Raw genomic sequence first — 19,501 nt, 5'->3', positions numbered from 1 at the left:
AAAGCCCGCTAAGCGCGGGCAGGGAAGAGAGAGAGGCAGACTCTTATTATTGGCATTTCCTGGTGTGGTGCACTTTTCGTATCGTCTGAGTGCATACTGTCATGCCTGACACGATAGTAAAAGCCATTTAATCATATTGAATTAATCGGTAAAAGCTTCGTAATTTTTCGTTTTTTCGCGCATTTATCCTATGGATGCGTGACAGGCTGCGTCTTAAACTGCGCGGCAACGTGAGGACAATCTGATGAAAAAACTCATTACCGGCGCGGTAGCGCTGATATTGCTGACAGGCTGTACTGCCAGCAAACCCGGGGCATTTGAACGTGTTGATGAAGATCCGACCTCAAATACTGTGCAGTATCGTTTTGATCCGCTCAAGGTCAATCGTGATGCGATGGATATCGATCTGGCGAATTACTGCAGTAATAAAGGATTCGATAAAGTCGAGGCGCTGCCAGCGCAGGAAAGTCATATTCCGGGACTACAGAAAGCGTGGTTCCAGTGTAATTATGCGTTGAAAAGTTAAATAAATCGGGCGGGATAATTATCCCGCCCTTAAAGTGTGTTTCTTTTATTTTATGCTGTGTGACATCTTTGCCCGTCAGTGGCGATGGTGACCGCCATGATACCCACCGTGATAGCCTCCATAGTAGCCTCCGTGATACCCGCCGCCACCTCCGCGGTGCCAGCCGTTATCATGTCTGGGAGTGATGATACATCCGCTTAATAACGTCATCAGCGCAATGACCGAAGCGACTTTTATCAATCTCTTCATAGGAATTCTTCTCCTCTTTTCCCATGAGGACGACACTACGCTGAAAAAGTGGAGTAAAGATGCAGGCTTTGTAGAGTTATTTTATCAGATATGACGAAATATTTCAGAATGCGGATTTTTGCAGCGGTTCGAAATAAGAGAATCAGAATGGGCTGAATAATAAATACTATCAGAGAGAATAGTCTCAAAATCAAGCGAAAATAATCTTCCTCTGAAAGTTTTTACAACTACATTATTAGCATGTCAGTTCAACAGGAGAGAAACATGGCGCACGACGTGAAACATAGACTGGCTTTGCAGGCAGAGCTGGGCGAATGTCCGCTCTGGTCGGTCAGGGAACAGGTGCTGTGGTGTGTCGATATTCTGGCACCCGCCATTCACCGGTTTGACCCGGTCAGTGGCGAGCTGCAAACCTTTCCGCAGGCGGAGCATGTGGGCTGCATCGGTCTGCGTGAGCAGGGAGGGCTGATCGCCGCTCTGCGTAGTGGTGTCTGGCTGCTGGATGCGCAGGGTAAACCGGAGAAAAAGATTGCAGACAACCCTGGTGAGGCCGCGCAGAGCCGCTTTAACGATGGCCGCGTCGATCCGTGGGGCAATTTCTGGTGCGGCAGCCTGTGGGAACCACAGGATAAAAATGGGGGGCTGCTGTGCCGCGTAACACCCGACCTCAGGCTGGAGGTGAAAGCGCGCGACATTAAAATCTCCAACGGACTGGCCTTTTCGCCTGACCGGCGCTGGATGTATCACAGCGACACGCCGAATGCGGCGCTCTACCGCTATCCGTTAGATGAACAGGGCGAACCGGGTGAGCGCACGCTGTTCCGCCGTTTCGACGCCAAAGGCGGCTTACCGGATGGCGCAGCGGTGGATAGCGAAGGTTTCTACTGGTCAGCACAGTTCGATGGCGGGCGCGTGGTGCGTATCGATCCTCAACGTGGAGAGATCGTCGATGAGATCCTGCTGCCGGTGAAGTGGCCGACGATGGTGGCTTTTGGCGGTGCCGATCTGAAAACGCTGTTTATCACCAGTTCGCGGGAAGATCGCACGGTAGAGGAGCTGGCGCGCTATCCACACTCCGGCGATATTTTTGCGGCGGAGGTCGCTGTCGCAGGTATGGCAGAGCCGCTGTTTCGCGGCTAGAGAGAAGCGGGCCACGTAAGGCGGCCCGCGCTGTTTAATGACGTTGCAGAACCGGCGCCGTCGTGACGGAACTCTGTGGTAAGCGGATGGTGAGTGACAGGAACAGGGAGATAACCAGCAGCGTCATGATCAGGCTGAAGGTGACGGTGAAACCGCCAGACAGCGAGGCGACCAGGGAACCCAGCACGCTGCCGATACCAAATCCCAGATAGAGCAGACCGTAGTTTTTGGTCAGATTGTTGAGACCGAAAAAGTCACTGACCAGCGACGGGAACACCGTGATGGTTCCGCCAAAGCTGAAGGCGACACAGGCGAGCGAGAGGAAAAAAGTCACCTCGTTCATCCGGGTAAAGAGCAGCACGCTCATGCCGATCAGTGAGACGATCTGCGCCAGCGAGATAACCCGGATACGCAGCATTCTGTCAGACAGCACTCCAAGCACCAGACGGCCGCTCAGGTTAGCGATCGCTATCACGGTGACGGCGCTGGCGGCACTCTGAGTCGAAAGATGCACCAGACCTTCGCCGATATCTTTGGCGACACCGATAACGTAGAGCCCGCTCATGCAGGCGGTCAGAAACATCAGCGCCAGCATCCAGTACTGCGGCATACGGACGGACTGGGCCAGTGTGTAATCCCGCGCAGGCTGTTGTCCCTGATGACGGGAACTTTTTTCCTGAACGGGCGCGTCACGCATCAGCAGCGCACCCAGGATGATCATCGACATCGCTATCACGCCCCAGATCATAAAAGTCTGCTCCAGACCGATCGTCGCCAGCAGGGCCCCGCAGATAAATTTGAAGCCCAGGCTGCCCAGACCATACGCGCCAATGGCGCAGGCGGAGATCATCCCTTTGCGTTCCGGGAACCACTTCACACAGTTAGAGAGCGTCATCAGATAGCCCGCGCCATCGGCCAGACCGACCAGCAGACCGGCGCTGAAATAGAGCATCATCAGGTTATCCGCCTGCGACGTAAGCCAGAATCCCATTGCCATCAGGATCCCGGCGCCAATCGTCACGCGGCGTACCCCAAACCGCTCCTGCAATTTACCGGCCAGCGACGAGGCAATAGCCAGACCCAGACTCAGCAGGCCAAACGAAAAAGCAACCTGACTGATGGGTGCATCCAGCTTCTGCGACAGCTGGCCGTTGAACAAACTCCATGTATAAACTGACCCCAGTGCGAACTGAGTGATGACGGTGCCGAATAATGTCAGCCAGCGTGAACGCTGGTAAGAAACCTGCTGAGTCTGGTTCATCATTTATCTCTCCCATCCGGGAATCTGGAAACTGCGGTCAGCATAAAGCAGTCGCGTGCGCGGGCAGGCGGCAAAGGTATGAACGGAACGGATCGGGGAATGAAATGCCTTTCATCGGGTATGAATGGCATTGCGTCGTAAATCGCGGCACGGCGGTGCTGCGTGAAAAGTAACCAAAAAGGCAGCTTAATCAGGAAGCGTAACCACCCGTAAGATAATGTTTCAGCGCGTCGGTTAGGTGTGCAGGTTTGCGGATTATTTGCCAGGCTAATAGTTCACTTAACAGGAGGAAATATGAAAGACCGGACATATGAATCCACCACCAGTGAGGATGAAGTTTGCTGCATCATCGGTCAGGCCGTGATTGAACTGAGTACAGAACAACAGCCTGTGACCAAATCGACGCTGGCATTGAAACTGCTATCGATGGCCGATCGCGACAGCGATGATGAGCGTGTTCTGCTCTACTGGATCGCCCGTAAGGCGATCAATCAACCACAACAACTTCTTCAGCAGCAGTGGGCATAGTGCCTCTCCGGATGCGGGCCACCGCACACTCTCTTGTCAGACGGTGACCCGGCGACGGCTTGCCGGCCAGCGGGCAAACATCACGATATTGCCCAGCAGAATCATGACAAGGCCAGGGATGGCGCTGGCATGCCATTCATATCCTTCGTAACGGGTAGAGAGTGCCAGCGCCACCAGCGGAAACAGAACCGTCGTATAGGCTGCCCGACTGGCGCCAATCCGTCCCACCAGTGTGAAGTAGGCCCCGAAACCGACCACCGATCCTACGATAGCCAGATAAGTTAACGCCCCCAGCCACTGCGTATTCCAGGTCGGTTGCAGTGAAACGCCCTGCAACAGCGAAACCAGTGCCATGATCAGCGCACCGTACAACATGCCGTAACTGTTGGTGGTCAGCACATCGCGTTGTAACCGCTGATGCCGCTGGCTGATCATATTGCCGAAGGAGAAGCCCAGCGTGCCCAGCGCACTCAGACCGATGCCCCACATCAGTCCGGCCGAGGCTTCCGTACTGCGCAAATCGTGCCAGAACAGCGCAACGATGCCGGTCATCCCCAGTACGATGGCCGGGATCAGGCGTACGGAAGGGCGCTGACGGAAGAACAGCCAGCCGTTGATGGCGTTATACATCACGGCCATCGAAAAAATGACCGATTCCAGGCCACTGCTGATATAGCCTGAAGCGTAATAAAAACAGACAAAATTAAAACCAAAGACGCAGCAGCCCTGCAACAGACAGAAAAGATGGTCCTGCAGCGTCAGCGTGTGAAGGCGTCTTATCAGCTTAAGCAGCACTAGCATCACCAGCGAAGCCAGCAAAAAACGCCAGAACACCGCGACGGTAACCGCGCCGATGCCCGCAGACTGTTGCGCGTAGATCGCAATCCAGGTCGTTCCCCAGATCAGCACGACAGAGAGATACAAAAACAGGTTCATCGCCAGGTCTCCTCCATAAAACACTGATTTTGCCCCTGAAGCCGCCTCTGCGCTTGCAACGGGTTGCGCCGGTTTTGCAAAATCTTGCGCATTTTTACCCTCTGTTCCGGTGTGGTCTGTTTTCTGGCGAGCGCAACCCGTAAACTGGCACCCTGTTTAATCTGAACTGACACGCCGATGAGCCGATACCAGACCTTTGACATGCTGCAGCGCCACAAAGCCCAACTGCGTGATCAGGTGCAGCTTCAGAGCGGTATTCAGCTGGCAGCCTGGTTTAACAGCGGTGACCGCGTAACCAACCACAGCGATCACCATACGCTGAGCCTCTATGTGGCGGGCGGTTACGACACCTGGCACAAAACACCGCATGGCTGGCGCAACGGTGGCGCGCCGGATCGTTTCTGCCTGATGCCCGCCGGTACAGAATCTACCTGGGATCTGCGCGCCGATCTCGCCTTTGTGCATCTCTACTGCAGCGAGGCCTATCTGCGACAGATGGCCGAACGGGTCTGGGATCGCAGTCCGGCGCAGTTAACGCTGGATGAGAAAATCTTTTCTACGGACGATCGCATCACCCAGCTCTATCGGCACTTTCTGTTAAGCAGTGACTGGCAGCAGCCCGCCAGTCAGTTAATGCTGAGCAGCGCCTCCACGCTGCTGCTGACCCATCTGCTACAGCACTACAGTGAAGTGAACTGGCAGCTGCCTCCGGTGCGGGGAGGGCTGGCGCCGGTGGTATTACGCCGGGTGCTCGACTTTATCGATGCCCATCTCGACCAGCCTTTAACGCTCTCCGTGCTGGCGCACGAAGCGGCGCTGAGTGAGTTTCACTTTGCCCGTATGTTCCGTCACACTACCGGCGAAGCACCGCACCAGTTTGTGATGCGACGCCGTATGGATCGTGCCCGGATGCTGCTTGAACGGCCCGACCTGACCCTGACCGCCATCGCCTTACAGTGTGGTTTTCACTCGTCAGCCCACTTCAGTCACCGTTTTCGCCAGGTGTATGGAACCACACCCTCTGCCTGTCGCCGGGCACTCAGCTAAGCATTCTGTCCTGCGTAACGGTTTTTTCTTTCTGCGTACAGCCTCAGGCCTGAGCGGAAAGCATGAATGCCGGGAGCGTCAATAAAAGGCTCTGCCGTCAGGCCTCGTTTCTGACTCTTCTTACCTGCTTCTGATTGCTGTTAATCCTCCTCTCATCTGACAGCATCAACCCGGTAAGGGTAAAACAGATTACCTGATTGTATATTCCGTAATATAAGTGTTAAAAAAATCAGTCATGGTTGACTCTGGATTTAAATCATTAATCTGGATCAATTTAATTATTTTTTATCACCCATCTGTTGTTTAATTTATCAATCCCGACATAAATGTTTGCCTGATAGATATAGAACAGTTCAATTAGCTAATATAGCAGAACTTTTCTCCTTTCTTTCGTGGCATAAAACGCTTGAGAAAATTCTTATTGAAGTTTAATGATCTGTATGTTTGATCTTTCGTCGATCATTATTCTATTATCGCGTGCAGAGAGCCCAGGGCTGAAAATATCTATGGCGATAAGAAAAGGACGATGAAATGGCTGAAAGTTTCCAGAACGAAGTGCCAAAAGCACGTATTAATTTAAAGCTTGATCTTCATACGGGAGGCGCAGGTAAGAAAACAGAACTTCCTCTTAAATTACTGGTTGCAGGTGATTTCAGTAATGGACAGGATGCTTCACAATTATCGGAGAGGAAAAAGGTTAATTTAGATAAAAATAATTTTGATTCTGTTCTTTCCGAATATTCCCCAAAAGTGAACCTTACCGTTAAAAATACACTCGCGGGTGACGGCAGTGAAGAAAACATCAGTCTGACATTCCGCAGCATCAGGGATTTTTCTCCGGAACAGATCTCCCGGCAGATACCTCAGCTTAAGGCGATGCTCTCCATGCGCAATCTGCTGCGTGATCTCAAGGCCAACCTGCTGGATAACCAGGCCTTTCGCAAGGAGCTGGAAAAAATCCTGCTCGATCCGGCCTTAAGCGCAGAACTCCGGGCCGAACTCTCCGCGCTGGCCCCTCAGCAGCCATAACTTTCGCGATGAATTAATGGATTAATAAGGAAGATGTTGATGTCTGTACAAAATGAGAACGCCACGGGTGGCGACTATGCGGTGACTGAGCGTCCTGCTGCGGGTGGGGTTTATGCCTCTCTGTTTGAAAAAATTAACCTGAACCCGGTTTCAGAGCTGAGTGCGCTGGATATCTGGCAGGACGCACAGGCCATGTCGGATGCCACCGCAGATGAACGAATCACGGCCGGTATGCAGGTCTTTCTCGAATGCCTGACTAAATCAGGCTCTAAGGTCGAAAAACTCGATAAAAACCTGATTGACCAGCATATCGCCGAACTGGATTACCAGATCAGTCGTCAGCTCGATGCCGTAATGCATCATGAAACTTTTCAGGCGGTAGAAAGTTTGTGGCGCGGCGTAAAGTCACTGGTCGACAAAACAGATTTCCGTCAGAACGTAAAAATCGAACTGCTTGATATGTCCAAAGAGGCGCTGCGTCAGGACTTCGAGGACAGCCCGGAAATCATTCAGAGCGGGCTCTATAAGCAGACTTATATCGATGAGTATGACACGCCGGGCGGTGAACCGATTGCTGCTCTGATCTCGGCATACGAATTTGATGCGTCGGCACAGGATGTGACCCTGCTACGCAATATTTCGAAAGTGTCCGCTGCAGCGCATATGCCATTTATCGGCTCTGCAGGCCCGGCATTCTTCCTGAAAGATTCCATGGAGGAGGTAGCGGCCATCAAAGATATCGGCAACTATTTTGATCGTGCCGAATACATCAAGTGGAAATCCTTCCGCGAAACCGATGATGCCCGCTATATCGGGCTGGTGATGCCGCGCGTTCTGGGTCGTCTGCCGTATGGTCCGGACACCGTTCCGGTGCGCAGCTTTAACTACGTCGAAGAGGTGAAAGGCCCGGATCACAACAAATATCTGTGGACCAACGCCTCCTTTGCCTTTGCGGCCAATATGGTGCGCAGCTTCATCAACAACGGCTGGTGTGTGCAGATCCGTGGCCCGCAGGCGGGCGGTGCCGTTCAGGATCTGCCGATTCATCTCTACGATCTGGGCACCGGCAATCAGGTGAAGATCCCGTCTGAAGTGATGATCCCGGAAACCCGTGAATTTGAGTTCGCCAGCCTGGGGTTCATTCCGCTGTCGTACTATAAAAACCGCGATTACGCGTGCTTTTTCTCTGCCAACTCCGCCCAGAAACCTGCGCTGTATGACACGGCTGACGCGACCGCGAACAGCCGCATCAACGCGCGTCTTCCCTACATTTTCCTGCTGTCACGTATCGCGCACTACCTGAAGCTCATTCAGCGCGAAAATATTGGCACTACCAAGGATCGGCGTCTGCTGGAGTTAGAACTCAATACCTGGGTTCGCAGTCTGGTGACCGAAATGACCGATCCGGGCGATGAGCTGCAGGCTTCTCATCCGCTGCGCGATGCCCGGGTGGTGGTGGAAGACATTGAGGATAATCCGGGTTTCTTTCGCGTGAAGCTGTTCGCTATTCCGCACTTCCAGGTGGAAGGGATGGACGTCAACCTGTCACTGGTTTCCCAGATGCCGAAGGCGAAATCGTAATAACAGGCAGGAAGCCGATGAAAACGGAACAACCGTTATGGGGTAGGGGCATTATGGTCGCTCCCCAGCATTTTCAGCAACAGGTCGCTTATGCGGCCTGGTCTGCTGAGTGTATTGCCCGGCTGGGCCTCTCCTGCCCGTGGGGGGTTATAAATGCTACCTTCGAGCCGGAAGCTCTCAGGCGTGGACGTCTGCAGGCCCGTCATCTGCATGTCCGTTTTCAGGACGGTACGCTGATTGATACAGACAATGCTGATTCGCTGCCACCCGTACTGTCGCTTGAAGGCGAATCGCATGAGGTGACGGTGGTGCTGGCGCTCCCGCTACTGCGGGCGAACGGCGGCAACTGCCTGAAACCCGACGAGGTGGCCGAGCGTCCGGTGCGATATCGTCAGCGCTGGCGGGATGTACGTAATACCTTCGGGGAAGACACCCGTCAGATTGCCGTGATGCAGCCGGAACTGACGCTGCGTTTTGCCCATCAGAACAACAGCGATTATCTGGCTTGTCCGGTCGCCCGCCTGCATCAGGATTCACAGGGGGTGTGGTTGCTGGATGAGACGTTTCTCCCTCCGCTGTTGACTCTTCATGGCAGCCGTTGGCTGGTAACTCAGCTGGAACAGCTGTTGACCCAACTGCGGGCCCGACTGTGCCGTCTGATGGCAATGCGGCGTGAAAGTAATGAGCGTATGGCAGACTTTGCCGTGGCCGATGTATCACTGTTCTGGCTGCTCAACGCGCTGAACAGCGCTGAGCCCGTGCTGGGTCAGTTCCAGCGTAATCTGCAAAGCCCACCGGAACGTCTGTATCCGGAACTTTCCCGCCTGGCGGGAAGCCTGCTGACTTTCTCCCTGGAGCATCAGGTGAGCGCCATTCCGGCCTGGCATCATGAGCAACTCAATGCCGTGTTTCCACCGCTGTTTGATTTGCTTGGCGATCTGCTTGAAGCCAGCCTGCCGTCCCGCGTGGTTGCACTGGCACTCGACTATGACTCACGGCTGCACTTCTGGCAGGCTCGTCTGCATGATCCGCGTCTGCGCGAAGGGGCGGATTACTACCTCTCCGTGCGTTCCCCGATGCCGGTGGCACAGCTGCAGGAACAGTTTCCGCGTCAGTGTAAGGTCGGCAGCCCTGACCATGTCAGGAGCATCGTTAATTCATCGCGGGTGGGGGTGCCCCTGGCACCACTGCGCCATGTGCCAGCTGCCATTCCGCTTCGGCTGGAAAATCAGTACTTCAGCCTTGATCTCTCCCATCCTCTGGCGACTGAGATGCTCCAGAGTGGGACATGTATGTTTTACGTCCCGGGGATGCTCGGCGAGCCTGAACTTGAACTCTTTGCGGTATTGAGAACATGAGTGAACGTAAACACGGCACGGCCGTGTCTGTTGATATTGACGCACTGCTGCAGGATACCTGGCTTCAGGTCATCAGCCTTCGCCATGGCCCGCAGTTTCAGGAAGGCGAAGGTCGACTCTTGTGGGAGCGCTGTATCGCTGATGTGGAATGCGTTCAGCGTGAGCTGAAAGCGAGTGAACTCGATGAAGCCAGCTGTAAGCATATCCTCACTGCACAATGTGCATTGCTTGACGAGGCGGTCAAAGGGCGCGGTGTAGATGATGATGCCTGCGTACAGTGGTATGACATTCCTTTACAGGGATACTTCCTCGGCACAATGGACGCCGGTGACACTTTGTGTGACAGGATGCGCGATGTGCTGCGTGAACCTGCACCAGACAATGCCGTACTGACCTGCTTCCAGCGGGTAATGATGCTCGGATTTCTGGGAAGCTTCCGTGCGCTAAACGATCCAGAACGACAGAGGCTGGTCAGCGCCCTCAATGAACGTGTTACGCCGTTCACCTACCCGCAGACTCACCCTGTTCTGGCCGAAAGCCGCACCGGACGCGGGGCGGGAGGCTGGCTGGCGTCATGGCCTGTGCGTATAAGCCTGAGCCTAGTAGTTATTATCGCGCTCTGGTGGGGACTGGATCGCTGGCTCGATCAGATGCTGCTGACCCTGTTGCCGGGAGTCGTAAAATGAGCCCTGTACAACAGCGCGGGCTTGCGCTGTGGGCCGCCCTGCTGAGTGCAGTGGTCTGCCTGGATTTCCTGCCGGTTGCCCGACTGGTTTCGGTGCTTCTTCTGCTTATCGTTCTGGGGGGATCCTCGCATTCTGGACTGTCGCCAGTCGTCGTGCGGAGCATGACGTTACCCTGTGTCCGGATGACCTCCCGGAAGCCACTTACTGTCAGCCCGTGGTGCTGGTCTGTGGCGATCTGCCGCTGGCCTGGCCGCAGCCGTCACCGGTGCTTACTGTCACACAGGGTTGCTGGATCCGCGTGGAGAATGGTCATGATCTGGGGCAGGCAGCCCGCCAGGTGCTGTGGTTGCGGCCTGACTGGGGTCGCCAGTTGTCGGTAATGATCAGTGTATGCCCGCAGAAACACGCCGACAGCGAAGCACTTACTAGCCGTCTGCTGTCCCTGCGCTGGCAAATCAGCCAGTTACGTAAAGAGACGGGCCATTCTGTGCCGCTGGTGCTGAATGGGCAGGTTGGTAGCGCGATGACAAATGACATGCTCTGGCAGGCAGCGTTGCCGGGAGAATGCGTAAGGGTCTGGCGTGAGTCTTCCGCACCGGCCTCAATTGCTGCATGGGTCACCCCTGGCGGTGCGCCTGTGATGCAGCAGCAGGTGCTGATGAACAGCCTGATGAGCTGGCTGCATCAGCATGTTCTGGCGGTATTCATTGATGATAATCCTGATGTTCCGGCCGTTGCACCTGCAGCACTGCTGTGGGGGATGGGGCCGATTCTTGCCGGAAGCCTTGCGTCATCAGCCTGGACGGCGTGGTTATCGCGTCATACTGCCATACCTCAGGTGACTGGCTGGCAACCAGTGGGAACGGACAGTACGGTAATCTCATCCTTACCGGATTTCATCCTGCCGCTACTACCTGAGGGAAGTGGACTCACTCCCCGGGCTCGCACCTGGCGCAGTGTTCTTGGTCTTTTCACCCTGGCGGCCATCGCCGCGCTGCTCAGCAGTGGCTGGAACAATCGCCAGCTGCTGCATCGCGTGAGCTTCGATATAGCCCGTTACGACAGCCTCTCCATCGATGACTATGGCCCGAAGGCTAACGCCGTTGCTGTCCTTCGTCAGGATGCGGCGATGCTGGATGACTATGCACGTAACGGTGTACCGGCCCGGTTGGGTCTGGGGCTTTATCTGGGTGAACGTCTACGAATGCCCCTTCTGGAAGCGATCCGCTCGTATGTGCCGCCGCCGCCTGAACCGCAGCCATCCCCAAAACCGGTTCCGAAAATAGTCAGGCTCGACAGCATGTCGCTGTTCGATTCCGGCAAGTTCGAGCTGAAAGCGGGCTCTACCAAAATGCTGGTGAATTCACTGGTTGGCATTAAAGCGAAGCCGGGCTGGCTGATTGTCGTGTCGGGGCATACCGATAATACCGGCAATCCGAAGCTGAACCAGACGCTTTCACTTAAGCGTGCCGAAGCGGTGCGCGACTGGATGCGTGATACCGGTGATGTACCGGAAAGCTGTTTTGCGGTGCAGGGTTATGGCGAAAGCCGTCCGATCGCAACCAATGACACCCCGGATGGGCGCGCGCTCAACAGACGTGTCGAAATCAGCCTGGTACCACAGGCGAACGCCTGTCAGATACCCGGCATACACCCAGCGCCATCGCAGGATGATGGCGCTTCACTACACAATGGAGAGTAATTTCATGGCAATACCTGTTTATCTCTGGCTGAAGGACGACGGCGGCGCGGATATCAAAGGGTCTGTTGACGTTCAGGATCGTGAAGGCAGCATCGAAGTGGTAGCTCAGGAACATAACCTGTACATCCCGACCGACAACAACACCGGCAAGCTGACCGGCACCCGCATCCACACGCCGTTCCTGTTCACTAAGGAAATCGATTCCTCCAGCCCGTACCTGTACAAGGCGGTGACCACCGGTCAGACACTGAAATCCGCTGAATTCAAGTGGTACAAAATCAACGATGCAGGTCAGGAAGTGGAGTACTTCAATACCAAACTGGAAAACGTAAAGGTAGTGAAAGTGAATCCTGAAATGTATGACATCAAGGATCCTTCTAAAGAGAAACACAACCACCTTGAACGCGTTGAACTGCGTTACGAAAAAATCACCTGGACCTACAAAGACGGCAACATCATTCATTCCGATTCCTGGAACGAACGCGCCACCGCGTAATCCTGATGCGGGCAGGTTTTTCCTGTCCGCAGTTTTTTGCTGAGTGCCTGAGATGCGGGCACTCAGCAAAGAAAAAACAATCTGCCTGCCTGACCTTATGCGCTTGGGTGAACAGCGAGGGGCGGTAGCGTGTCCAGGAACCGACAAAGTGAGAATCTTATGGAAAATCCAGCCATCCTGTTACGTCGTCTGAATCCTTACTGTGCCCAAGCGATGGAAGGCGCAGCTTCACTTTGTCAGACACGTGCCCATGCCGAAATTCTGCCGGAGCACTGGCTGCTGAAGCTGCTGGAGCAGGGAGAAGGGGACCTGACGGTGCTGGCGCGTCGCTATGAATGGGATATGGATAGCATCTGGCAGGATTTGCTTGACTGGCTGGACAGACAACCTCGCTCTGTGCGCCATCGGCCCCAGCTCTCAGATGACATTCAGACTTTGATGCAGCAAGCCTGGCTACTTGCTTCACTCAATGGTGAAGAGCAAATCCGCAGCATCCATCTGCTGATGGCCCTGGTGGAAAAACCAAAACTGGCACGTTGTGACGGCCTTTGGCCGTTGTTAACACTTGCTCAAAGCCAGCTGGAGCGCCTGCGACCTTTGCTGGATGCGCAATCGGATGAGCGTCCTGAAATGCAACGCGAAGCTAAGCTGGCACAGAGTCATGGTGGTGAGGTGGAGTTTGTCGGGCGTCCGGCTGGCGTGGAAATGACAGGGGGGGAACTGAGCCCTGCACGGCAGAACGCGCTGGATAAATTCACCCTTGATGTCACCGCCAAAGCGAAGGAAGGAAAAATCGACCCGGTGTTCGGCCGTGACACAGAAATCCGCCAGATGGTCGACATCCTCTCTCGTCGCCGTAAAAACAACCCGATTCTCGTCGGTGAGCCGGGCGTGGGGAAAACCGCACTGGTTGAGGGGCTGGCGTTGCGTATTGCCGAAGGTAATGTGCCTGAATCCCTGAAAACCGTCACTCTTCGTACCCTTGACCTGGGACTGCTACAGGCCGGTGCAGGCGTGAAAGGCGAGTTCGAACAGCGTCTGAAAAACGTCATTGAAGCCGTGCAGCAATCACCGTCCCCGGTCCTGCTATTTATTGATGAAGCGCATACCATCATCGGTGCGGGCAACCATGCGGGTGGCGCCGATGCAGCTAACCTGCTGAAACCGGCGCTGGCGCGTGGCGAACTGCGTACCATTGCGGCCACTACCTGGTCTGAGTACAAACAATATTTCGAGCGCGACGCGGCCCTGGAGCGTCGTTTCCAGATGGTAAAAGTCGATGAGCCTGATAATAACACCGCCTGCCTGATGCTCCGTGGTCTGAAATCCCGCTATGCCGAACACCATAATGTACATATCACCGACGATGCGGTTCGCGCGGCAGTTACGCTTTCCCGCCGCTATCTGACGGGCCGCCAGTTGCCGGACAAGGCGGTTGACCTGCTCGACACCGCCGCAGCGCGTGTCCGCATGAACCTCGACACGGTGCCGGAACAGCTGACCTGCATTCGCTCGCAGATTACTTCTCTTGAAATAGAGAAGCAGGCACTGCTGGAGGATATTGCTGTCGGCAATCAGAGCCAGAGTGAACGCCTGACCGTCATTGAACAGGAAGAGAATGATCTTATTGTTGCTCTCGATAAGCTTGAAACTCAGTACGGGCAGGAACTGAAACTTACCGAACAACTGCTGGAAAGCCGTCAGGATACCGCCCGTCAGAGTGAGGCGCACATGCTGCAGCAGGAGCTGAACGACATGCAGCACAGCAACCCGCTGCTTTCCGTAGATGTGGATGTACGCACGGTTGCCAACGTGATTGCGGACTGGACAGGCGTACCGTTGTCATCGCTGATGAAAGATGAACAGACCGAGCTGCTGACCCTGGAAAATGAAATGGGTAAACGTGTGGTCGGACAGGATGTAGCGCTCAAAGCCATCGCCCAGCGCCTGCGTGCGGCGAAAACGGGTCTTACGTCCGAGAATGGCCCGCAGGGCGTATTTTTGCTGGTGGGGCCAAGTGGCGTGGGTAAAACCGAAACTGCGCTTGCGCTGGCCGATGTCATGTACGGCGGTGAGAAGTCACTCATTACAATTAACCTTTCAGAATACCAGGAGCCGCATACGGTTTCCCAGCTGAAGGGTTCACCTCCGGGCTACGTCGGTTATGGTCAGGGGGGGATCCTGACCGAAGCCGTGCGCAAGCGACCATACTGCGTGGTGCTGCTTGATGAAGTCGAAAAAGCCCACCGCGATGTCATGAACCTGTTCTACCAGGTCTTTGACCGCGGCTTTATGCGCGACGGCGAAGGGCGCGAAATCGATTTCCGCAATACTGTCATCCTGATGACCTCGAACCTCGGCAGCGATTACCTGATGCAGTTGCTCGACGAACAGCCGGAAGCCAGCGAAGGCGAACTCCATGAGCTGCTGCGCCCGATACTGCGGGACCATTTCCAGCCGGCGCTGCTGGCCCGCTTCCAGACTGTGATTTATCGCCCACTCGCCGAAGCAGCCATGCGTACCATCGTGGAAATGAAACTCTCACAGGTCAGCAAGCGCCTGCATCGACATTACGACCTGAGCACGCATATTGATGCGAGCCTTTATGATGCGTTGACTTCAGCCTGCCTGCTGCCGGACACCGGCGCGCGTAACATCGACAGCCTGCTGAATCAGCAGATCCTGCCGGTGCTGAGTCAGCAACTGCTAACCCACATGGCAGCCAGACAAAAACCACAGTCATTACGCTTTAGCTGGAGTGAAAAAGGGGGAATCGGGCTGGAATTTGATGTGACACAGGGAGTGGACGCATGAGTAATAATCCTCCATTAAGATTCAGCCATAACCACCACCTGCTGGCGGTGAAGGGCTGTGAGTCCGCGCTCGACGTGCTGGCGTTTGAAGGCGATGAGGCCCTGAGCGCGCCGTTCAGTTACCGCATTGAGTTCACCAGCGGTGACCACGCCATCAGCAAGGAGATGATGCTGATGAAGCCCGGCTCGCTGACGCTGCAGGCCCCGGCTGACCGGGGCTACGGCCTCAGAGTGCAGCAGGCCGTGCGCACCCTGCAGGGGGTGGTGACCGGCTTTGAACGCCTCAGCACCTCGAAGGATGAAACCCATTATGCACTGACGCTCCGGCCGCGCCTCGCGCTGCTCGGCCGCTCGCACCAGAACGCCATTTATCAGGACATGCCGGTCCCGCAGATTGTCGAAAAAATCCTGCGCGAGCGCCACGGCATGCGCGGCCAGGATTTTCTGTTCTCGCTTTCAAAAGAGTACCCGCGCCGGGAGCAGGTGATGCAGTACGGCGAGGATGACCTGCACTTTATCACCCGCCTGCTGGGTGAGGTGGGCATCTGGTTCCGCTTCACCACCGACACGCGCCTCAACATTGACGTGGTGGAGTTTTACGACAGCCAGCAGGGGTATGAAAAAGGTCTGACGCTGCCGTCGGTACCGCCATCGGGCCAGCATTCAAAAGGCGTGGATTCGGTCTGGGGAATGGAATGCCGTCACAGCGTGGTGCAGAAGCAGGTCAGCACCCGGGACTACAACTACCGTCAGGCCACGCAGGACATGGACGCCCGGGTGGATGTGACCCGCGGGGATGTCACCACGTACGGTGATGCCTATCACTGGGCGGATAACTACCTGACGCCGGGCAGCGCGCATGACCGCAATCCGGCCCCGGAGTCCGGGGCGTTTTATGCCCGCATCCGTCACGAACGCTGCCTGAATGGCCAGACCCGGGCGCAGGGTATCACCAGCTGCCCGACCCTCTCGCCGGGTATGCGGCTGAAAGTCACCGGCGGATACGAAGTGGCGGACGTGTTTGCGCAGGGCGTGGTCATCACGGCGATGCATACGTATGCCCGCCGTGATAAGGACTTTGCGGTTGATTTTGACGGCATTCCGGACAGCACCGATTTTGGTTTCCGTCCTGAGCCCGGCTCACGCCCGGTGATGGCCGGCACCCTGCCGGCACGCGTCACCAGCACCACCGAGAACGACACCTACGGGCATATCGATAAGGACGGTCGTTACCGCGTCAGCATGCTGTTTGACCGGGAGACCCGGGAAGCCGGGTTCGAGAGCCTGTGGGTGCGCCAGTCCCGCCCGTACGCGGGGGACACCTGCGGCCTGCACCTGCCGCTGCTGGCGGGCACCGAGGTGGCGATTGGCTTTGAGGACGGTGATCCGGACCGGCCGTACATTGCCGGCGTGCTGCACGACTCGGCCCACGGCGACCACGTCACCATCCGCAACTACAAGCGCAACGTGCTGCGCACCCCGGCGAACAACAAAATCCGCCTCGATGACGAGCGCGGGAAAGAGCATATCAAGGTCAGCACGGAGTACGGCGGCAAGAGCCAGCTGAATCTCGGGCATTTAGTGGATGCTGAGAAGCAGAAGCGCGGCGAGGGGTTTGAGCTCAGGACGGACAGCTGGGGGGCGATACGGGCGCAGAAGGGGATATTTATCAGCGCTGACGGGCAGGCCGGGGCGCAGGGTCAGGTGCTGGAGATGCAGGCGGCGGTCAGCAACCTCGGCGATGCCCGGGAGCAGATGATGTCCCTTTCGGATGATGCGCAGAAGGCGAGCGCGAACCCGGCCGATCTCCAGGCGCAGATTAACCTGCTGGAACAGCAGCTGACGGACCTGAAAAAATCGGTGCTGCTGATGAGCGCGCCGGACGGTATGGCGCTGACCAGCGGACAGCACCTGCAGGTATCTGCCGGGCAAAACCTGATAGCTACGGCCGGTAAAAATGCCGACGTCAGCGTGGTGAAAAATCTGTTCATCGGGGTAGGCAAAGCCCTGAGCGTGTTTGTCCGCAAGCTGGGGATCAGGCTCATCGCGAACCAGGGGCCGGTACAGGTACAGGCGCAGAACAGCCTGATGGAATTGCTGGCGCGAAAAGAAATCAGCATCGTCAGTACTGAGGATGAAATCAAAATTATTGCGAAGAAGAAGCTGACGGTAAACGGCGGGGGGAGTTACATCACTCTGGATGTTAATGCTATTGAATCAGCCACGTTGGGTGATTTCAGAACATGGGCTGGGCATTATGCCAGACAGACACGAGCGAAGCACAAGCCTGATATTTCACCTTTAGCTAATGCTATAGATGATGGAAGTCATAATATTCGCTTCCTGTGTGCAAATGATAATGGGGTACCGATGCTGAATACCCCTTACAGGGCATTTTTGGCTGATGGCTCAGTACTGGAAGGTATAAGTGATGGTCAGGGGTATACAAAACTGTTTACTTCTGCACAGGCTCAGGATGTTTACTTGCATATGATGCCAGGAGTTATTAATGCCTAAGTATAAGATCTATACAAAAGTTGAATCGAATGTTCCGGTATCAAATCTGTTTTACGATCTCGATGTATATAAAACCGATGTCAATAATAAAAAATATGTTCTGCTGTCAGTGACGCAACAACCAATAGACCCGAGTTATTATACTCAGCCTCATGATACGAATGAGACCGATGATGATTTTTCAGTGATCTACATTTTAGAAATTAACTTATACCGTAAACACAGTGGTAAGCTGATTCCGGTGCTTTTATCCCCAGCTAAAAAAATGTACACCCTTGGTGAGTTGGCATCAGGGAAAGCATTTTCTAAAAGTAAACGAGAGAATGTCTGTTATTTTGAGAGTAAAGCACAGACAAAACCAGTTAATAATAAGGGTGATGATAATATACATACTGTGCAGATTACCTGTCAGGAAAGAGTGTTTATTGCAAAAGAGTATCCCGTAGGTAGTCCTGATGATCCATTTGACAGAAGTAAATTTGAAACTCAAATCTCATTAAGAATGAATTACAGTAGTTTTCCTGATCAGGGAAGGACAAGTTTATGTGGGCCAGCCTCCTTCTTTTATTGCTTGCAAATGGACAGGCCGGATGTATATAAACAAGCTGCAATTGATCTATGGATGCATGGAAAAACGAAGATAGGAACTTTAGATATAACTCCTGGCGATGGATGTAAACATCCAAAGGGCAGTTTTTATTCTGGTGGTAGTGAGAGAATTTCAGGTTTGGACTGGATAACACTTGCCAGTTTGAGAGACTCTGAAAATTCAATTATGAGTTATGATGATATAGACGATGAAGTTGCCGGGATTACAATGTGGGGAAAAATTACCGAGTGGTTTGAAAAGAGTGGCTATGTAAAAGTTTATAGCAATGTTGGCTTAAGCCGGTGCAGTATTGAGGATGTTGCGCGGCTCAGTGAATATGCTGACAACGGATTTAAAGTTATTTGTCTGATTTCCGCTGGGATGCTATTTGATTTTGGCTCTGACGATACCTCCTCTAAAAATCACTGGGTTGTTTGGGCCGGAGCTTTAAAAAATGCTGATGGCAAAGCCATAACAAAAAAATCGCCGCCTGATGAAATCGTTAACTTAAAATTATTCTCATGGGGGGCGGTAAAAAAACAAATCAAGTTAAAAAAAGACTTTGAATATGTCCGCAAGCACATTTTTGGAGGAGTGGTATTTAAGCCACTGAGCTGAATGAAATATTTTATCTGTATTTTGATTGTTATTGTATCTGGGTGCTCTGTTACTTATTCAACAATCCTTCCTGAAAAGAAAGAACTTAAAGTTGCAACAGTTAATCATAAGTACCGAGATGTCATTGAAATAAAAGGTGGGGCTGTTAGTGAGTCCAGTATATCGGTGAGTATAATCCCGAACGACTCAGGGTTAGTATGGGGTCCGGAAGACATAAAATATAGTTTTGGAGGAGAGGATGGAGTAAACAAAGATTACCATCGCATCATCATATCTGGGATCCCGAAAAAACCAGGTGATTATCGCGTAACTATTTCTGGATTTACTCTTGGCACAATGTATTCCGGTAAAGATTTTTATAAGCAATATACGATAAAGATCAAGTAGTAACTGACTTAATGCATATTTTTTCCAGAGCATAATTT

At 54.0% G+C, this 19,501-nt stretch carries 15 protein-coding genes and 1 pseudogene; 14 read left to right on the top strand and 2 right to left on the bottom strand.

All coding sequences use genetic code 11. From position 1 onward, the window contains the following. Nucleotides 1-244: 244 nt before the first annotated feature. Nucleotides 245-526, top strand: a complete 282-nt coding sequence (locus AB1748_RS14775) for a lipoprotein (protein ID WP_111141179.1) — start codon at nucleotides 245-247, stop codon at nucleotides 524-526. 513 nt (nucleotides 527-1,039) lie between these two features. Further along, complete coding sequence (locus AB1748_RS14770) at nucleotides 1,040-1,915, top strand: SMP-30/gluconolactonase/LRE family protein (protein ID WP_111141180.1); 876 nt, start codon at nucleotides 1,040-1,042, stop codon at nucleotides 1,913-1,915. 34 nt (nucleotides 1,916-1,949) lie between these two features. On the opposite strand, the gene AB1748_RS14765 is transcribed toward AB1748_RS14770, so the two are convergent. Then, a complete protein-coding gene (locus AB1748_RS14765; protein ID WP_111141181.1) occupies nucleotides 1,950-3,176 on the bottom strand; it encodes an MFS transporter in 1,227 nt (408 codons plus the stop codon). Between the two features lie 294 nt (nucleotides 3,177-3,470). On the opposite strand from AB1748_RS14765, the gene AB1748_RS14760 reads away from it, so the two are divergent. Beyond that, nucleotides 3,471-3,704 (top strand): hypothetical protein, encoded by a 234-nt coding sequence (locus AB1748_RS14760; RefSeq protein ID WP_111142270.1) that lies wholly within the window; start codon nucleotides 3,471-3,473, stop codon nucleotides 3,702-3,704. A 36-nt stretch (nucleotides 3,705-3,740) separates the two neighbouring features. Here AB1748_RS14760 and AB1748_RS14755 read toward each other — a convergent pair whose 3' ends face one another. Further along, nucleotides 3,741-4,640, bottom strand: a complete 900-nt coding sequence (locus tag AB1748_RS14755; protein WP_111142271.1) for a DMT family transporter — start codon at nucleotides 4,638-4,640, stop codon at nucleotides 3,741-3,743. A gap of 177 nt (nucleotides 4,641-4,817) precedes the next feature. Between AB1748_RS14755 and AB1748_RS14750 the strand changes: the two genes are divergently transcribed. The 11 genes and pseudogenes from AB1748_RS14750 (at nucleotide 4,818) to AB1748_RS14700 (ending at nucleotide 19,463) form a co-directional block, all read left to right on the top strand. Further along, nucleotides 4,818-5,687: a helix-turn-helix domain-containing protein gene (locus AB1748_RS14750; RefSeq protein ID WP_367395680.1), complete on the top strand. Its 870-nt coding sequence runs from the start codon at nucleotides 4,818-4,820 to the stop codon at nucleotides 5,685-5,687. Nucleotides 5,688-6,218: 531 nt separating this feature from the next. Next, a complete protein-coding gene (tssB, locus tag AB1748_RS14745; protein WP_111142029.1) occupies nucleotides 6,219-6,716 on the top strand; it encodes a type VI secretion system contractile sheath small subunit in 498 nt (165 codons plus the stop codon). Between the two features lie 33 nt (nucleotides 6,717-6,749). Then, on the top strand, nucleotides 6,750-8,297 hold the full coding sequence (gene tssC, locus AB1748_RS14740) for a type VI secretion system contractile sheath large subunit (RefSeq protein ID WP_367395679.1): 1,548 nt from the start codon (nucleotides 6,750-6,752) through the stop codon (nucleotides 8,295-8,297). A gap of 17 nt (nucleotides 8,298-8,314) precedes the next feature. Then, a complete protein-coding gene (gene tssK / locus AB1748_RS14735) occupies nucleotides 8,315-9,655 on the top strand; it encodes a type VI secretion system baseplate subunit TssK (RefSeq protein ID WP_111142031.1) in 1,341 nt (446 codons plus the stop codon). After that, nucleotides 9,652-10,341, top strand: coding sequence for a type VI secretion system protein TssL, short form (gene tssL / locus AB1748_RS14730; RefSeq protein ID WP_367395678.1), 690 nt, complete (start codon nucleotides 9,652-9,654; stop codon nucleotides 10,339-10,341). Before tssK ends, tssL begins: the two co-directional genes overlap by 4 nt. Beyond that, a pseudogene (locus AB1748_RS14725) lies at nucleotides 10,338-12,043 on the top strand (OmpA family protein). The gene tssL and the pseudogene AB1748_RS14725 overlap by 4 nt, the downstream one beginning before the upstream one ends. Nucleotides 12,044-12,047: 4 nt before the next feature. Beyond that, the gene (gene hcp, locus AB1748_RS14720) at nucleotides 12,048-12,539 is read left to right on the top strand and encodes a type VI secretion system effector Hcp (protein WP_023325816.1); all 492 of its coding nucleotides are present in this window, start codon (nucleotides 12,048-12,050) and stop codon (nucleotides 12,537-12,539) included. A gap of 159 nt (nucleotides 12,540-12,698) precedes the next feature. After that, nucleotides 12,699-15,353, top strand: a complete 2,655-nt coding sequence (gene tssH, locus AB1748_RS14715) for a type VI secretion system ATPase TssH (protein ID WP_367395677.1) — start codon at nucleotides 12,699-12,701, stop codon at nucleotides 15,351-15,353. Beyond that, complete coding sequence (locus AB1748_RS14710) at nucleotides 15,350-17,869, top strand: type VI secretion system Vgr family protein (protein WP_367395676.1); 2,520 nt, start codon at nucleotides 15,350-15,352, stop codon at nucleotides 17,867-17,869. Before tssH ends, AB1748_RS14710 begins: the two co-directional genes overlap by 4 nt. Next, nucleotides 17,862-19,076 carry a hypothetical protein gene (locus tag AB1748_RS14705; RefSeq protein ID WP_367395675.1) on the top strand — a complete coding sequence of 405 codons (1,215 nt, stop codon included), beginning with the start codon at nucleotides 17,862-17,864 and terminating at the stop codon, nucleotides 19,074-19,076. The genes AB1748_RS14710 and AB1748_RS14705 overlap by 8 nt, the downstream gene beginning before the upstream one ends. Beyond that, nucleotides 19,077-19,463 (top strand): hypothetical protein, encoded by a 387-nt coding sequence (locus tag AB1748_RS14700; protein WP_146240913.1) that lies wholly within the window; start codon nucleotides 19,077-19,079, stop codon nucleotides 19,461-19,463. Nucleotides 19,464-19,501 lie beyond the last annotated feature (38 nt).

This window comes from Pantoea sp. Ep11b, from assembly GCF_040783975.1.
Lineage (GTDB): Bacteria > Pseudomonadota > Gammaproteobacteria > Enterobacterales > Enterobacteriaceae > Pantoea.
This window is presented reverse-complemented; position numbering and strand designations above follow the sequence as displayed.

Bases quoted from the DNA above. Each gene is read 5' to 3' on its own strand.
- AB1748_RS14760 (WP_111142270.1), top strand. From the start codon at position 3,471: ATGAAAGACCGGACATATGAATCCACCACCAGTGAGGATGAAGTTTGC.
- tssB (WP_111142029.1), top strand. From the start codon at position 6,219: ATGGCTGAAAGTTTCCAGAACGAAGTGCCAAAAGCACGTATTAATTTA.
- hcp (WP_023325816.1), top strand. From the start codon at position 12,048: ATGGCAATACCTGTTTATCTCTGGCTGAAGGACGACGGCGGCGCGGAT.
- AB1748_RS14770 (WP_111141180.1), top strand. From the start codon at position 1,040: ATGGCGCACGACGTGAAACATAGACTGGCTTTGCAGGCAGAGCTGGGC.
- tssH (WP_367395677.1), top strand. From the start codon at position 12,699: ATGGAAAATCCAGCCATCCTGTTACGTCGTCTGAATCCTTACTGTGCC.
- AB1748_RS14750 (WP_367395680.1), top strand. From the start codon at position 4,818: ATGAGCCGATACCAGACCTTTGACATGCTGCAGCGCCACAAAGCCCAA.
- AB1748_RS14705 (WP_367395675.1), top strand. From the start codon at position 17,862: ATGCCTAAGTATAAGATCTATACAAAAGTTGAATCGAATGTTCCGGTA.
- AB1748_RS14765 (WP_111141181.1), bottom strand. From the start codon at position 3,176: ATGAACCAGACTCAGCAGGTTTCTTACCAGCGTTCACGCTGGCTGACA.
- tssC (WP_367395679.1), top strand. From the start codon at position 6,750: ATGTTGATGTCTGTACAAAATGAGAACGCCACGGGTGGCGACTATGCG.
- AB1748_RS14755 (WP_111142271.1), bottom strand. From the start codon at position 4,640: ATGAACCTGTTTTTGTATCTCTCTGTCGTGCTGATCTGGGGAACGACC.
- AB1748_RS14710 (WP_367395676.1), top strand. From the start codon at position 15,350: ATGAGTAATAATCCTCCATTAAGATTCAGCCATAACCACCACCTGCTG.
- AB1748_RS14775 (WP_111141179.1), top strand. From the start codon at position 245: ATGAAAAAACTCATTACCGGCGCGGTAGCGCTGATATTGCTGACAGGC.
- tssK (WP_111142031.1), top strand. From the start codon at position 8,315: ATGAAAACGGAACAACCGTTATGGGGTAGGGGCATTATGGTCGCTCCC.
- AB1748_RS14700 (WP_146240913.1), top strand. From the start codon at position 19,077: ATGAAATATTTTATCTGTATTTTGATTGTTATTGTATCTGGGTGCTCT.
- tssL (WP_367395678.1), top strand. From the start codon at position 9,652: ATGAGTGAACGTAAACACGGCACGGCCGTGTCTGTTGATATTGACGCA.